Annotated in this window: 15 protein-coding genes; 4 read left to right on the top strand and 11 right to left on the bottom strand. The window is 70.1% G+C overall.

Going from position 1 to position 13,975, the window contains the following annotated elements:
• The first annotated feature begins 178 nt into the window (after nucleotides 1–178).
• On the top strand, nucleotides 179–355 hold the full coding sequence (locus OG257_RS33975) for a hypothetical protein (RefSeq protein ID WP_329213725.1): 177 nt from the start codon (nucleotides 179–181) through the stop codon (nucleotides 353–355).
• A 32-nt stretch (nucleotides 356–387) separates the two neighbouring features.
• Here the strand turns inward: OG257_RS33975 and OG257_RS33970 are convergent, their stop codons facing one another.
• A complete protein-coding gene (locus tag OG257_RS33970) occupies nucleotides 388–1,356 on the bottom strand; it encodes an ROK family protein (RefSeq protein WP_329213723.1) in 969 nt (322 codons plus the stop codon).
• Nucleotides 1,357–1,553: 197 nt separating this feature from the next.
• Here OG257_RS33970 and OG257_RS33965 point away from each other — a divergent pair, with 197 nt between their 5' ends.
• Nucleotides 1,554–2,582 (top strand): LacI family DNA-binding transcriptional regulator, encoded by a 1,029-nt coding sequence (locus OG257_RS33965; RefSeq protein ID WP_329213721.1) that lies wholly within the window; start codon nucleotides 1,554–1,556, stop codon nucleotides 2,580–2,582.
• Between the two features lie 29 nt (nucleotides 2,583–2,611).
• Here OG257_RS33965 and OG257_RS33960 read toward each other — a convergent pair whose 3' ends face one another.
• From OG257_RS33960 to OG257_RS33935, 6 genes are all read right to left on the bottom strand, one after another.
• On the bottom strand, nucleotides 2,612–3,337 hold the full coding sequence (locus OG257_RS33960) for a dienelactone hydrolase family protein (RefSeq protein ID WP_329213719.1): 726 nt from the start codon (nucleotides 3,335–3,337) through the stop codon (nucleotides 2,612–2,614).
• Between the two features lie 114 nt (nucleotides 3,338–3,451).
• Complete coding sequence (locus OG257_RS33955) at nucleotides 3,452–4,750, bottom strand: DUF6986 family protein (protein ID WP_329215494.1); 1,299 nt, start codon at nucleotides 4,748–4,750, stop codon at nucleotides 3,452–3,454.
• A gap of 173 nt (nucleotides 4,751–4,923) precedes the next feature.
• Nucleotides 4,924–5,886, bottom strand: a complete 963-nt coding sequence (locus tag OG257_RS33950; protein ID WP_329204732.1) for an electron transfer flavoprotein subunit alpha/FixB family protein — start codon at nucleotides 5,884–5,886, stop codon at nucleotides 4,924–4,926.
• Between the two features lie 61 nt (nucleotides 5,887–5,947).
• Complete coding sequence (locus tag OG257_RS33945) at nucleotides 5,948–6,733, bottom strand: electron transfer flavoprotein subunit beta/FixA family protein (RefSeq protein WP_329213717.1); 786 nt, start codon at nucleotides 6,731–6,733, stop codon at nucleotides 5,948–5,950.
• A 201-nt stretch (nucleotides 6,734–6,934) separates the two neighbouring features.
• Nucleotides 6,935–7,441: a flavin reductase family protein gene (locus OG257_RS33940; protein ID WP_329213715.1), complete on the bottom strand. Its 507-nt coding sequence runs from the start codon at nucleotides 7,439–7,441 to the stop codon at nucleotides 6,935–6,937.
• Nucleotides 7,442–7,636: 195 nt separating this feature from the next.
• A complete protein-coding gene (locus OG257_RS33935) occupies nucleotides 7,637–7,963 on the bottom strand; it encodes a TlpA family protein disulfide reductase (protein WP_329213713.1) in 327 nt (108 codons plus the stop codon).
• Nucleotides 7,964–8,183: 220 nt separating this feature from the next.
• On the opposite strand from OG257_RS33935, the gene OG257_RS33930 reads away from it, so the two are divergent.
• Nucleotides 8,184–8,906, top strand: a complete 723-nt coding sequence (locus tag OG257_RS33930) for a lysophospholipid acyltransferase family protein (protein ID WP_329213712.1) — start codon at nucleotides 8,184–8,186, stop codon at nucleotides 8,904–8,906.
• 23 nt (nucleotides 8,907–8,929) lie between these two features.
• Here the strand turns inward: OG257_RS33930 and OG257_RS33925 are convergent, their stop codons facing one another.
• The 4 genes from OG257_RS33925 to OG257_RS33910 form a co-directional block, all read right to left on the bottom strand.
• Nucleotides 8,930–9,622 carry a B3/B4 domain-containing protein gene (locus OG257_RS33925; RefSeq protein ID WP_329213710.1) on the bottom strand — a complete coding sequence of 231 codons (693 nt, stop codon included), beginning with the start codon at nucleotides 9,620–9,622 and terminating at the stop codon, nucleotides 8,930–8,932.
• A gap of 164 nt (nucleotides 9,623–9,786) precedes the next feature.
• Entirely contained in the window at nucleotides 9,787–10,866 is a 1,080-nt protein-coding gene (locus OG257_RS33920) for a threonine aldolase family protein (RefSeq protein WP_329213708.1), read from the bottom strand.
• Nucleotides 10,845–11,612: an SDR family oxidoreductase gene (locus OG257_RS33915; RefSeq protein ID WP_329213706.1), complete on the bottom strand. Its 768-nt coding sequence runs from the start codon at nucleotides 11,610–11,612 to the stop codon at nucleotides 10,845–10,847. Before OG257_RS33915 ends, OG257_RS33920 begins: the two co-directional genes overlap by 22 nt.
• Nucleotides 11,613–11,638: 26 nt before the next feature.
• Nucleotides 11,639–13,036, bottom strand: coding sequence for a DUF6421 family protein (locus OG257_RS33910; protein WP_329213705.1), 1,398 nt, complete (start codon nucleotides 13,034–13,036; stop codon nucleotides 11,639–11,641).
• Nucleotides 13,037–13,315: 279 nt separating this feature from the next.
• On the opposite strand from OG257_RS33910, the gene OG257_RS33905 reads away from it, so the two are divergent.
• Entirely contained in the window at nucleotides 13,316–13,966 is a 651-nt protein-coding gene (locus OG257_RS33905; RefSeq protein WP_329215492.1) for a glycerophosphodiester phosphodiesterase, read from the top strand.
• Nucleotides 13,967–13,975: the final 9 nt, after the last annotated feature.

Raw genomic sequence — 13,975 nt, 5'->3', positions numbered from 1 at the left:
GCTTGCCCGCAACACCCCGCTGCGGAAACCCGCCCGGGCGACGCTGTTGCACGGAGTCGGCAACCGGCGCGTCTCGGAGGGCGTCCCACTGTACGAGCCCGGCCGCCGGCGCGACCGTAACGGTGGGCGGCCGGACGTCGTTGGAGCGATCAGCACAGCAACGACGAGGGGGTGCGCGGTGCGCCGTACGGTACTTGAGCAGTTCCCCGCGGGGGGACCGCGGGGCAGCTTGCCCGCGGAGGAGTTCGCGGCCGCCCGACGCTGCGAGGGCACGGCCGCCGAGGTCGTGATGGACCTGGAGCAGGACGCGTTCCTGGTGGTCGTGCCGCAGCAGGCGACGGACGGGGGCCGTTGAGCCGGGCGCGAGGCGCCCGGTCCGGCAGGCCGCTACTGGGCGGCGACGGCCCGTACCCCGTTCACCCCGCCGGGGCGGACCGCCGATGCGGCGGCTGCCGCGCCCACCAGTCCCGCGTCGGTGCCCATCACCGCGGGGGCGACCGTCAGCTGCTGGACGAAGGACAGGGTGGCGTAGTCGCGCAGGTACCGGCGCAGCGGGGCGAAGAGCACCTCACCCGCGCCGGCCACTCCCCCGCCGATCACCGCGATGTCGATCTCGGCCAGCGTGGCGGTGGCGGCGATTCCGGCGGCCAGCGCCTGGGCGGCCCGCTCGTACGAGGCGACGGCGACAGGGTCGCCGGCCCGCGCGGCGGCTGCCACCGCGGCTGCCGTGGCGTCGCCGTCCGGGCCGGGGAGCCAGCCGTTCTCCAGGGCGCGGCGCGCGATGTTCGGACCGCTGGCGAGGCGTTCGACACAGCCGCGCGCACCGCACGGGCAGAGATCGCCGTCCAGGTCGACGCTGATGTGACCGATGTGTCCGGCGTTGCCCGAGGGACCCGGGTGCAGTTTGCCGCCGAGCACGAGGCCACCGCCGACGCCCGTGGAGACGACCATGCAGAGCGCGTTGTCGTAGCCGCGGGCCGCGCCCAGCCAGTGCTCGGCCGCCGTCATCGCGACGCCGTCGCCGACCAGCGCGACGGCGAGTCCACCCGTCGCCTCACTGACCCGCTCCACCAGCGGGAAGCCCCGCCAGCCCGGGACGTTGACGGGGCTGACCGTGCCGTTCGACGCGTCGACCGGCCCTGCGCTGCCGATGCCGACCGCGCTCACCCTGTTCCACAGCGTGGAGGCCGTGAGCTCGGCGAGGACCTCGCTCACCGCCCCCATGACCGTCTCGGCGTCCTCACGTGCGGGTGTCGGCCGCTGCGCCCGCAGGAGAAGGGTTCCGCCGCCGTCCACCAACGCGCCGGCGATCTTGGTGCCGCCGATGTCGAGCGCTGCGACGAGGTCGGTATGCATCGGTGTGGTCTCTCCGGATGGGTGAGGAGGGGGCGAAGGTGCGGACCTGCGACTTCCGTACGTGGTCTGCATAGTCTCCATTCTGTTGACAACGTTGTCCAGGGCCTATGCTCGACGCCACAGGCTCCGAGCCCTCCCCAGCACCGCCTGCGGGGCGCCGCCGGAACCTCCCGCACCCGACGACAGGACAGCGCACCGTGGCCGAGACCACCCGTCATTCCGAGTCCCGCTACGGCAACCGGCCCACGATGAAGGATGTGGCGGCCCGTGCCGGAGTGGGCCTCAAGACGGTATCCCGGGTGGTGAACAGCGAACCCGGCGTCACCCCGGACACGGAGCGCCGCGTCCAGGAGGCGATCGAAGCCCTCGGCTTCCGGCGCAACGACAGTGCGCGTGTACTGCGCAAGGGCCGCACGGCCTCCATCGGGCTCGTCCTGGAGGATCTCGCCGACCCGTTCTACGGCCCGCTGAGCCGCGCGGTGGAGGAAGTGGCGCGCGCCCACGGTGCGCTGCTGATCAACGGCTCCAGCGCCGAGGACCCGGAGCGCGAGCAGGAGCTCGTGCTCGCCCTCTGCGCCCGCCGCGTCGACGGCCTCATCGTGATTCCGGCAGGGGACGACCACCGCTACCTGGAGCCCGAGATACAGGCGGGTATCGCCACCGTGTTCGTGGACCGCCCGGCTGGCCGGGTCGACGCCGACATGGTCCTCTCGGACAGCTTCGGCGGCGCACGCGAAGGCGTCGACCATCTGCTCGCGCACGGCCACCGCAGGATCGGCTTCATCGGCGACCAGCCGCGCATCCACACCGCGACGGAACGTCTGCGCGGTTACCACGCGGCCATGACCGACGCCGGGATCACGGTCGAGGACTCCTGGGTCTCCCTCGGATCCACCGATCCGGAGCGGGTCGGGGCAGCCGCCCGGGCCATGCTCTCGGGTCCCGAGCCGGTCACCGCCCTCTTCGCGGGCAACAACCGTGTGACGGTCACCGCCGTGCGCGTCCTCGCGGAGTACGAACGCCGGATCGCCCTGGTCGGCTTCGACGACATCGAGCTGGCCGACCTGCTCGGCATCACGGTGATCTCCCAGGACGCCGCGGCGGTCGGCCGCACCGCCGCGGAGCACCTCTTCCGCCGCCTCGACGGAGCCGACCACCCTCCGGTGAGGGTGGAGCTCCCGACGAGGCTCATCCCCCGCGGCTCGGGCGAGCTGCCGCCCGCCTGAAGCCTCCGTGCGGGGCCCCGTGTCCCGTGTCATCGAAGTTGGAGCAGGCACTCGGCGAGCAGGTCGACGACGTCGCGCCAGGCTCGCTGCGCGTGCTGTGGGTGGTGGCCGACGCCGGGGACCGTGGGGTGGTCGACCGGCGGGTGGTGGAAGGCGTGCAAGGCGCCACCGTAGACCGTGAGGCGCCAGTCGACGCCCGCGGCCTGCATCTCAGCGGTGAACGCGTTCCGTTGGGCGGGCGGCATGATCGGGTCTTCCGACCCGACCCCGGCCCACACCGGGCAGCGAATGCGCGCCGCCTCGCCCGGTCGGCCAGTGGTGAGTGCGTTGACTGTCCCGATCGCGCGCAGGTTGACGCCGCCGCGCCCGAGTTCCAGCGCGACGGCGCCCCCGGTGCCGTAGCCGACGGCGGCGATTCGGTCGGGGTCGGTCCGCGGTTCGGTACGCAACACGTCGAGCGCCGCATGACCGATGCCCCGCATCCGGTCGGGATCAGAGAGCAGCGGCATGCAACGGGCCAGCATCTCCTCGGGGTCGCCCAGATAGCGCCCGCCGTGAAGGTCGAAGGCCAGCGCCACATATCCCAGCTCGGCGAGAGCATCGGCCCGACGGCGCTCGACGTCGCTGAGCCCCATGCCCTCCGGTCCGAGCAGCACCGCAGGCCGGCGGTCGACACCGGCCGGGAGCGCGAGGTGCCCGATCATCGTCAAACCGTCCGCCTGGTACTCGACCGTACGCGTCGTAATCGTCGTCATGAGACCGGACGGTAGTGATCGTCGACCCCGGTCCGGCCGCTGTTCTGCCGCTGGCAGAACAGCGCCTCCGAAAAGGTGACAACGCTCAAGGTTCGATGACTCGGGACACCCCGGCTACGGCGTCGTCACCGTCAGCCCCCCGCGCCGGGGCGAGGCGAAGGCGTCCAGGTCCGCGCGGGTGAGGCCGGTGAGCCGGGCCACCTCCGCGGTGTCCAGGGCGCCGCAGTCGATGCCGCGCAGCAGATAGCCGCTGAGTGCCTTCGCGGTGGCCGGCTCGTCCATGACGTCGCCGCCCGCCTTGGCGACATACGCGGCGAGGCGGGAGGCGGCCTGCTCGAGGCCCTCCCGGTAGAAGGCGTAGACGGCCGCGTAACGGGTCGGCAGGTGCCCCGGGTGCATGTCCCAGCCCTGGTAGTAGGCGCGGGCCAGAGCGCGGCGGGTGAGGCCGTAGTGGAGGCGCCAGGCCTCGTGGACCTGGTGGGCGGGGCCGACGGGGAGCACATTGGTGGACCCGTCGCACACGCGCACGCCGGTGCCCGCGGCGGCCACCTGCATGACAGCCTTGGCGTGATCGGCGGCCGGGTGGTCGCTGGCCTGGTAGGCGGGGCTGACCCCGACGCAGGCGCTGTAGTCGAAGGTGCCGTAGTGCAGGCCGGTCGCACGGCCCCGAGCGGCGTCGATCATGCGGGCCACGGCCGCGGTGCCGTCCGCGGCGAGGATGGACTGGCTCGTCTCGATCTGGATCTCGAACCCGAGGCGGCCCGCGGGCAGCCCGTGAGCCTGCTCGAAGGCCTCGAGAAGTCGGACGAAGGCGGTGACCTGTTCGGGGTACGTCACCTTGGGCAGCGTCAGTACGAGCCCGTCGGGGAGGCCTCCGGCTCGCATCAGGCCGGTGAGGAAGATGTCCGTCGTGCGGATGCCGCGGTCGCGCACCCCGGCTTCCATGCACTTCATGCGGATGCCCATGTACGGGGCGGCGGTCCCGTCCCTGTACGCCTCGGACACCAGCCGGGCCACGCGGGCGGCGGCCTCGTCCTCCTCCGGGTCCGGGCGGGGCCCGTAGCCGTCCTCGAAGTCGATGCGCAGGTCCTCCACGGGCTCGCGCTCCAGCTTGGCGCGTACGCGGTCGTGGACGGGCCCGGCGAGCTCCTGCGGGATGCCCAGGACTCCGGCGAGCGCGGCGGCGTCGGGAGCGTGTTCGTCGAGGGCCTTCAGCGCCTGGTCGCCCCAGGAACGGATGGTGCCGGCGGTGAACGTGTCGGCGGGGACGTACACGGTGTGGACCGGCTGGCGCGTGCCCGGGTCCCCCGGGTAGCGGCGGGCGAGTTCGGCGTCCACCGCCGCGAGGGAGGCGCTGATCTCCTCGCCCACCGCACCGGCGAGGCTCGTTGCCACCTTCTCCTGCTGGCCCATGACCGTACCCTCCACACTCATCGCAGTTTCCGCTTCCCGGAAACACTCATCCGCATAGTGAAGTTATAAGTCCGTCTGCCCTTGCGTCAATGGTGATCGGAAACGGTCCGGGGCCGCGCGGTGAAGAACACCGCGCGGCCCCGGACCGTCGAACAGGCACTGCTCCTGGCGGGTCAGCCCTTGCGGGTCTTGACCTCGTCGGTGAGCTGGGGGACGACGTTGAAGAGGTCGCCGACGACGCCGTAGTCGACGAGGTCGAAGATCGGGGCTTCGGCGTCCTTGTTGATCGCGATGATGGTCTTCGAGGTCTGCATGCCGGCCCGGTGCTGGATCGCGCCGGAGATGCCCGAGGCGATGTAGAGCTGCGGGGAGACGGACTTGCCGGTCTGGCCGACCTGGTTGGTGTGCGGGTACCAGCCGGCGTCGACCGCGGCGCGGGAGGCACCGACGGCCGCACCGAGGGAGTCGGCGAGCGCCTCGATGATCGCGAAGTTCTCGGCGCCGTTGACGCCACGGCCGCCGGAGACGACGATCGCGGCCTCGGTCAGCTCCGGGCGGCCGGTCGACTCGCGCGGGGTGCGGGAGAGGACCTTGGTGCCGGTGGCCGTCGCGGAGAAGGAGACGGTGAGCGCCTCGACGGTGCCCGCACCGGCGGCCGGCTCGACGGGGGCCGAGTTCGGCTTGACCGTGATGACCGGGGTGCCCTTGGAGACACGGGACTTGGTGGTGTACGAGGCGGCGAACGCGGACTGGGTGGCGACCGGACCGGAGTCGCCGGACTCCAGATCGACGGCGTCGGTGATGATGCCGGAACCGATACGGACCGCGAGGCGGGCCGCGATCTCCTTGGTCTCCGCGGAGGAGGGCAGCAGCACGGCGGCCGGGGAGACCGCGTCGTAGGCGGCCTGCAGCGCGTCCACCTTCGGAACGACGAGGTAGTCGGCGAACTCCGGCGCGTCGGCGGTCAGGACCTTGACCGCACCGTGCTCGGCGAGCACACCGGCGGTGTCCGCGGCACCGTTGCCCAGCGCGACGGCGACGGGCTCACCGATACGGCGGGCGAGCGTCAGCAGCTCCAGGGTGGGCTTGCGGACGGCACCGTCCACGTGGTCGACATAGACGAGAACTTCAGCCATGGGACTTCAATCTCCTGCGTGCGAAAAAGGGCGGGGGCGGTGACGGGAAAACAGCCGGGGCTCAGATGAACTTCTGGCCCGCAAGGAACTCGGCCAGCTGCTTGCCGCCCTCGCCCTCGTCCTTGACGATCGTGCCCGCGGTGCGCGCCGGACGCTCGGCCGCGGAGTCCACCGCGCTCCAGGAACCACCCAGACCGACCTCGTCCGCCTCGATGTCCAGGTCCCCCAGGTCCAGGGACTGAACCGGCTTCTTCTTCGCCGCCATGATGCCCTTGAACGACGGGTAGCGGGCCTCACCCGACTGGTCGGTCACCGAGACCACGGCCGGCAGCGAAGCCTCCAGCTGCTCGGACGCGGTGTCACCGTCGCGGCGGCCCTTGACCGTGCCGTCCTGGACGGAGACCTCGGACAGCAGCGTGACCTGCGGGACGGAGAGCCGCTCCGCGAGCAGCGCCGGAAGCACACCCATGGTGCCGTCCGTGGACGCCATGCCGCAGATGACCAGGTCGTAACCGGTCTTCTCGATCGCCTTGGCGAGCACCAGCGAGGTACCGATGACGTCGGTGCCGTGCAGGTCGTCGTCCTCGACGTGGACGGCCTTGTCCGCACCCATCGACAGCGCCTTGCGCAGCGCGTCCTTGGCATCCTCGGGACCCACCGTCAGCACGGTGATCTCCGCGTCGTCCGCCTCGTCGGCGATCTGCAGCGCCTGCTCGACCGCGTACTCGTCCAGCTCCGACAGCAGACCGTCGACGTCGTCACGGTCCAGGGTCAGGTCATCGGCGAAGTGCCGGTCACCGGTGGCGTCGGGCACGTACTTCACACAGACAACGATCCTCAAGCTCACGCCGGCTCTCCTACTGCATCGTCTTTTCTGGGCTGCCTTGTTGCACGCAGCATAGGCGCCTTATGGGGCGGTTTCCGGTCGGGGCGACCGATGCTCCGGTGGAAATATTACTCGCCAGTACACCCATAGGTTTACCCATAAGCAAGCGCTTGGAACTGTGACGTTGCCAACGCGGTCCGCCCATGTGCCGCATGCGTGTTGTCAGTCTCGCAGAGAGGTGAATCGGCCCTGGTGGTAGACCAGCGGACGGCCGCCCCCGGACGGATCTCCGAGCACCACCTGAGCGATCACAATGCGATGATCCCCGGCCGGGATCCGGGCCACCACTCGGCACACGAGCCAGGCGACCACACCGTCGAGCAGGGGTACGCCTTCCGGCCCGCTGCGCCAGCCGGTGGACGGGCCGAACCGGTCGGCGCCGCTGCGCGCGAACGTGGCGGCCAGCTCCTGCTGTTGCTCGCCGAGTATGTGCACACCGATGTGTTCGGCCTCGGCCACCACGGGCCAGCTGGAGGACCCGGTGCCCACACCGAAGGAGATGAGCGGGGGCTCGGCGGCAACGGAGTTGAGCGAGGTGGCCGTGAAACCGACCGGGCGCTCTCCGGCCGCGGTGATCACGGCGACACCGGCGGCGTGCTGCCGGAAGACCGAACGGAGGAGTTCGGGCGAGGCCGTCCGGGGGGTGGCGAGATCGGGCGAGGCCGTCATGGGATGTCCTTCTGCGAGGGGATGTACGGGGGCCGTGGGTTCTCAGGCACCCGGACAGCGCGCACTGGCATGGCGTACGAGGTCCACATGGACCCGGCCGTAGAGAAGGAGTGCTGGCGGCATGACGTCAGACTGACGATACGTGGTGTGTGCAGTCAAGCGCGTCCCGCTATGTGGGAGATGCATCACGGTCCGTCACATCGCCTGCCCCAGCGCCGCGACGACGTCGGCCGTCCTCGGCTGCCCCGCAGCCCGTCGGACGATCGTGCCCGCCGCGTCGAGCACCAGGACGGTGGGCGTGCGCGCGATGTCGAGCCTGCGTACGAGCGTGAGATGCGCCTCGGCGTCGATCTCGATGTGTGCCACGCCGTCGACCATCCCCGCCACCTCGGCCAGCGTGCGCCGAGTGGCCCGGCAGGGCTGACAGAACGCGCTGGAGAACTGCACGAGCGTCGCCCGATCCCCCAGTTCCGCGCCGAGTTGGGCGGCGTCCAGGGTCTCGGCAGCCGTCTGCCCGTCCATCCACGTCCTCCTTCTCAGAGCTCTGCGCAAAGGGTCAGCACCGTATGGCCCCATTACATTCCCGGAGGTTTCACGTGACGAGAATCTCGCGCGCCGGGGCCTTTGGGGCTGGCCACGGCGTCGCACATGGGGCACGATCGCCACAATGCCGATTACCTACGGCTGCGTAACTTCCGCCGGGAGAACCCACCCCAGGCACTGAAGAAGGGTCTTCATCCAGATGGCAGAACTCGTCTATCGGCCGGTCGTCGGCGCCGCTCGTACGCTGTTCAAGGCGCTCGACCTGAAGATCGACACACAGGGTTCGGAGCACATCCCGAAGACCGGTGGCGCCGTACTGGTCAGCAACCACATCAGCTATCTGGACTTCATCTTCACCGGACTCGGCGCCCTCCCGCAGAAGCGGCTCGTCCGCTTCATGGCGAAGGAATCGGTCTTCCGGCACAAGGTCTCCGGCCCTCTGATGCGCGGCATGAAGCACATCCCCGTCGACCGCAACCAGGGCGAGGACGCCTACGCGCACGCGCTCGCCTCGCTGCGGTCCGGCGAGATCGTCGGCGTGTTCCCCGAGGCGACGATCTCCCAGTCCTTCACCCTGAAGAGCTTCAAGTCGGGTGCCGCGCGGCTGGCCCAGGAGGCCGGCGTGCCGCTGATCCCGATGGCGCTGTGGGGTACGCAGCGGCTGTGGACCAAGGGCCGCCCGCGCAACTTCCGGCGCAGCCACATCCCGGTCACCATCCGGGTGGGCGAGCCCCTGGAGGCGCCCACCGACCAGTACGCGGGCGCGATCACCCGCCGGCTGCGGGAGCGCGTGCAGGAGCTCCTGGAGGCGGCGCAGCGCGCCTATCCGGTGCGCCCCAAGGACGCGAGCGACACCTGGTGGGTTCCGGCGCACCTCGGCGGTACGGCTCCGACGCCCGCCGAGGTCCGCGAGCTCGGCTGAACCGGCCGCACGGCAGCAAGAAGTCACGCCGGTTCGTGGAGGGTGATCCGTACCCCGGGGCTCAGTTTCTCGAGGGACTCGGCGAGTTCGGTGGCTGCGGCCCCGAGCTCGCCGGGCGTAACGGGGGCAAGACCCTCCAGCAGGAAGAGGGCGTTCACCGATTCCTCGGTGAGACGCGTGCGCACGCCCTGCCGCCAGTTCCAGCGGCGGCAGGTGACGGCCTCGTCGTCGCACCAGACCACCTCGCCGGGCTCGGGGTGCTCCACGGCGTCCTCGCCGCCGACGACGGTGGGGAAGGGCTCCTGCCCCGTGGCGCGCACGAGCCGCATGGCACCGCTGATGCGGTCCAGGTCCTCGCCGCCGACAGGGATCAGGTGGGCGACGCTGATCGCGTTGTAGAGGTCGACCAGCAGATTGATCCGGGGCAGTCCGGCCTCGGTGAGCGCGCGCCTGGCCAGCGCCTCGGCGGAGTTCCGGGTGCGTGAGGGCTTGGCGCCGAAGGACGCGTAGGTCTCGCGCCAGGCAGCGAGGTGCGGGTCCTCGTGCGGCGCCCGGCCGCCGAGCCGCTCGACGAGCCTGCGGGTCGCATCGTCCAGCAGCGCCGAACTGGCCTCGTCGCTGGGCCCGTTGACCAGACCGTGCGCCTCGACGGCGACGTGGGTGAAGCCCGGGGCCAGGCTGCGCACTTCGTCGGTAACTGTGATCGTCAGAGCCATCGTCCGCCTCACTCCGGCGCGTTGCGGGCACAGGTCCGGACGTTCCGGAACAGCCGCACGCGGTACGACACAGCGTACTGGACAGTCCACTCCAGTGAACTTACGTGTGCCCCGGGCACAGCGATGCGGCCGACCGGAGCTCCGGTCGGCCGCATCCCCTGCGACTACTTGGACATCTCGTCCTTGAGCGCGAGCACGAACGCGTCGACGTCCTCTTCCCGGGTGTCGAAGGCACACATCCAGCGGACGTCGCCGGCCTTCTCGTCCCAGAAGTAGAACCGGAAACGCTTCTGCAGCCGTTCGCTCACATCGTGCGGCAGCCGGGCGAAGACGGCGTTGGCCTGGACGGGATAGAGGATCTCCACGCCGTCCACCGAGCGGACCCCCTCGGCGAGGCGCTGCGCCATGGCGTTGGCGTGCCGGGCGTTGCGCAGCCAGAGGTCTCGGGCGAGCAGCGCCTCGAGCTGGACTGAGACGAAGCGCATCTTGGAGGCCAGCTGCATCGACAGCTTGCGCAGGTGCTTCATCGCACGGACGGAGTCCGGGTCCAGGACGATGACCGCCTCGCCGAAGAGCGCGCCGTTCTTCGTGCCCCCGAAGGAGAGGACGTCGACGCCGACCGTGTTGGTGAACGTACGCATCGGCACGTCCAGCGACGCGGCGGCGTTGGCTATCCGGGCCCCGTCGAGGTGGACCTTCATGCCCCGCTCGTGGGCGTGATCGCAGATGGCCCGGATCTCGGCCGGTGTGTAGACCGTACCGAGCTCGGTGTTCTGGGTGATCGACACGACCTGCGGCATCGCCCGGTGCTCGTCGTCCCAGCCGTAGGCCTGGCGGTCGATGAGCTCCGGTGTCAGTTTGCCGTCCGGGGTCGGGACGGTGAGCAGTTTCAGTCCGCCCATCCGCTCCGGTGCGCCGCCCTCGTCCACGTTGATGTGGGCGGACTCGGCGCAGATCACCGCACCCCAGCGGTCGGTCATGGCCTGGAGGGCGACCACGTTGGCGCCGGTGCCGTTGAACACCGGGAAGGCCTCGGCGGTCGGCCCGAAGTGGCTGTGGATGACCCGCTGGAGGTGCCCGGTGTAGTCGTCCTCGCCGTAGGCGACCTGATGGCCGCCGTTGGCGAGAGCGAGGGCGGCGAGGATCTCCGGGTGCGCGCCCGCGTAGTTGTCACTGGCGAAACCGCGTATCTGCGGATCGTGGTGACGGCGCGCATCGGTCCTTACGGTTGCGGGGTCAGCCACAGACGCTTTCCGTTCACTTCTCCGGCGGGCATGTCCCAGACGCCGGCGATGGCCTCGGCCAGCTCCTTGACGTCGGTGAAGCCCGCAAACTTCGCATTCGGGCGCTCGGCGCGCATCGCGTCGTGCACCAGTGCCTTGACGACCAGGATCGCAGCAGCCGAGGTCGGACCGTCGTCGCCCCCCGCCTTGCGGAAGGCGTCGCCCAGAGCGAGCGTCCAGGCCTCCGCCGCGGCCTTGGCGGCTGCGTAGGCAGCGTTGCCCTCCGTGGGCTTGCTGGCCCCTGCCGCGCTGACCAGGACATAACGGCCGCGGTCACTGCGCTGCAGGACGTCCTGGAACGCGAGAGAAGTCGACTGGACCGTACGGATCAGCAGCTTCTCGAGGAAGTCCCAGTCGGCGAGCGACGTCTCGGCGAAGGACGCGCTGCCGCGCCAGCCCCCGACGAGATGGACGAGGCCGTCGATCCGGCCGAACTCCTTCTCCGTCTTGTCCACCCACTCACGCGCGGCACCCACGTCGAGCAGATCGACGATGTCTCCCGTGACGGTGGCTCCACCGTGCGCGTACCGGGCGGCATCGACCGCCTCGGCGAGCCGCTCCGGATGGGCGTCGGACGCCACCACGGTCGCGCCCGCCTCGGCGAGCCTCAGCAGGGTGGCCCGGCCGGCGGGCCCCGCCGCTCCGGCCACCGCGATCACCGCGCCCTCGAGCACACCGCTGCCCTCGTTCTTGTCTGTTCCGTTCATGGCCACCGACTCCTCAGAACGCGCGTTCACGCAGCTGCCCGCTCGGCATCCGTCGCCGTGATCCCCTTGGTGGAGGCGATCACGTGCTTCAGCTTCTTGGAAAGCGCCTCATAGAACATGCTCAGGGGAAACTCGTCCGGAAGCACGTCGTCGACGAGCTTCCGCGGCGGCTGGGTCAGGTCCAGGGCGTCCGGACCCTTGGCCCAGCGGGAGCCGGGGTGCGGGGCGAGATAGGTGGCGACCAGGTCGTATGCGGCGAACCAGTGCACCAGCTTGGGGCGGTCGATGCCGTCGCGGTAGAGCTTCTCGATCTCACCGCAGAGCTGGTTGGTGACCTGCGGGGCACGGGCCCAGTCGATCTTCAGTGTGTTGTCGGTCCAGCGGACCACGTCGTGCTTGTGGAGGTACGCGAAGAGGAGCTGGCCGCCGAGGCCGTCGTAGTTGCGGACGCGCTCACCCGTGACGGGGAAGCGGAACATCCGGTCGAACAGCACCGCGAACTGCACGTCACGGCCCTGGCCGAAGCCGTCGGCCTCCAGCTTCACCGCCTCCCTGAAGGCGGTGAGGTCGCAGCGCAGCTCCTCGAGCCCGTACATCCAGAACGGCTGGCGCTGCTTGATCATGAAGGGGTCGAACGGCAGGTCACCGTGGCTGTGGGTGCGGTCGTGGACCATGTCCCAGAGGACGAATGCCTGCTCGCAGCGCTTCTGGTCGCCGATCATCTCGCGGATGTCGTCGGGCAGCTCGACACTCAGGAGCTCGACGGAGGCCTCGGTGACGCGGCGGAAGCGTGCCGCCTCGCGGTCGCAGAAGATGCCGCCCCAGCTGAACCGCTCGGGTGCCTCGCGCACGGCGATCGTCTCGGGGAAGAGCACGGCGGAGTTGGTGTCGTAACCCGAGGTGAAGTCCTCGAAGGTGATGCCGCAGAACAGCGGGTTGTCGTAGCGGGTGGCCTCGAGGGCGGCGAGCCACTCGGGCCAGACCATGCGCAGCACGACCGCTTCGAGGTTGCGGTCCGGGTTGCCGTTCTGCGTGTACATCGCGAAGACGACGAGGTGCTGGAGGCCGTCGGCGCGGTTCCTGGCGGGCTGGAAGGCGAGGAGCGAGTCGAGGAAGTCCGGAACACCGAACCCGTCGGCGGACCAGCGGCGCAGGTCCTTGACGAGGGCGCGGTGGTAAGCGGCGTCGTACGGGAGCAGCGGGGAGAGCTCCTCAATGGCGGTGATCACGCGCTCGAGGGCGGCGGTGGCCGTCTCCGTGGAGGGCGCTCCCGCGGCCGCGAAGTCGATGGAGCCGTCCTTCGACTGCCAGGGACGGATCTCTTCGACGGCACTCTTGAGCACGGGCCAGGCCGGGTGCTCGACGACCCGCGGGGCAGCAGCTATCGCGCCGGTGGCGGTGGCGTGCTCAAGAATTTCCGTCATAACACTTCCTTCACAGAAGAACCTCGCGTGGAGCAACGGTAACCACGCACGGCCACTTCGAACAAGTCGGATCCAGAAAATTATCCTGCGATCCTTCATCATCACCGTTATTTTTCCTGCCACACATCAGCTGGACAACTTCTTCCGCCGGACAGGCAGGACATTCGCCTTCCTGCGCGCGAGACCTGGTTCCCTGGGGTATGAGCAGCACGCGGGGGGCCGACGACGGACGGAAGCGGGATTGCCTTGACTTTTCTCACCATCGGTCACCGCGGAGTCATGGGTGTCGAGCCGGAGAACACGCTGCGCTCCTTCGTGCACGCGGAGCAGGCCGGCATGGACGCCATCGAACTGGATCTCCATCTGAGCAAGGACGGCGCGCTCGCCGTCATGCACGACGCCGCAGTGGACCGCACGACGGACGGCAGGGGGCTGATCGCCGAGAAGACGCTGGCGGAGCTCCGCGAGCTCGACGCCGGACAGGGTGAGCGGGTACCCGTCTTCGAGGAGGTGCTCGACGCGGTCTGCTCACCCGTGCAGGCGGAGATCAAGGACGTGGCCGCGGCACGGGCGCTCGCCGAGGTGATGCTGCGGCGCGATCTCGCCGGCCGGGTCGAGGTGTCGTCGTTCCACGACGAGGCGGTCGCCGAGATCGCGCAGCTGGTCCCAGGGGTGCGGACGGTGCTCATCGCGAGCCACTGGGGCGGGGACGTGATCGAACGCGCCCGGGCGGTGGGCGCTTCCACGCTTGCCCTGAACATCCGCCGCACCACGCTGGAGGTCGTCGAACAGGCGCACGCGGATGGTCTGAAGGTGATCGGCTGGGTGGTGAACACCCAGGACCATCTGCGTCTGGTGCGCGGGCTGGGTCTGGACGGGGCGACGACCGACTATCCGGAGATCCGTAGGGCGGGCCGCTTCACGGCCTGAGCCCCGGGC

The sequence above is a fragment of the Streptomyces sp. NBC_00683 genome (assembly GCF_036226745.1).
GTDB lineage: Bacteria > Actinomycetota > Actinomycetes > Streptomycetales > Streptomycetaceae > Streptomyces.
Note: the sequence above shows the minus strand (reverse complement) of the source record. Positions and strands in the feature narration are given on the sequence as shown.

Coding starts and splice junctions, on each gene's coding strand:
- OG257_RS33970 (WP_329213723.1), bottom strand. CDS start 1,356: ATGCATACCGACCTCGTCGCAGCGCTCGACATCGGCGGCACCAAGATC.
- OG257_RS33950 (WP_329204732.1), bottom strand. CDS start 5,886: ATGGCTGAAGTTCTCGTCTATGTCGACCACGTGGACGGTGCCGTCCGC.
- OG257_RS33960 (WP_329213719.1), bottom strand. CDS start 3,337: ATGACGACGATTACGACGCGTACGGTCGAGTACCAGGCGGACGGTTTG.
- OG257_RS33910 (WP_329213705.1), bottom strand. CDS start 13,036: ATGACGGAAATTCTTGAGCACGCCACCGCCACCGGCGCGATAGCTGCT.
- OG257_RS33940 (WP_329213715.1), bottom strand. CDS start 7,441: ATGACGGCCTCGCCCGATCTCGCCACCCCCCGGACGGCCTCGCCCGAA.
- OG257_RS33935 (WP_329213713.1), bottom strand. CDS start 7,963: ATGGACGGGCAGACGGCTGCCGAGACCCTGGACGCCGCCCAACTCGGC.
- OG257_RS33955 (WP_329215494.1), bottom strand. CDS start 4,750: ATGGGCCAGCAGGAGAAGGTGGCAACGAGCCTCGCCGGTGCGGTGGGC.
- OG257_RS33925 (WP_329213710.1), bottom strand. CDS start 9,622: ATGGCTCTGACGATCACAGTTACCGACGAAGTGCGCAGCCTGGCCCCG.
- OG257_RS33915 (WP_329213706.1), bottom strand. CDS start 11,612: ATGAACGGAACAGACAAGAACGAGGGCAGCGGTGTGCTCGAGGGCGCG.
- OG257_RS33930 (WP_329213712.1), top strand. CDS start 8,184: ATGGCAGAACTCGTCTATCGGCCGGTCGTCGGCGCCGCTCGTACGCTG.
- OG257_RS33905 (WP_329215492.1), top strand. CDS start 13,316: ATGGGTGTCGAGCCGGAGAACACGCTGCGCTCCTTCGTGCACGCGGAG.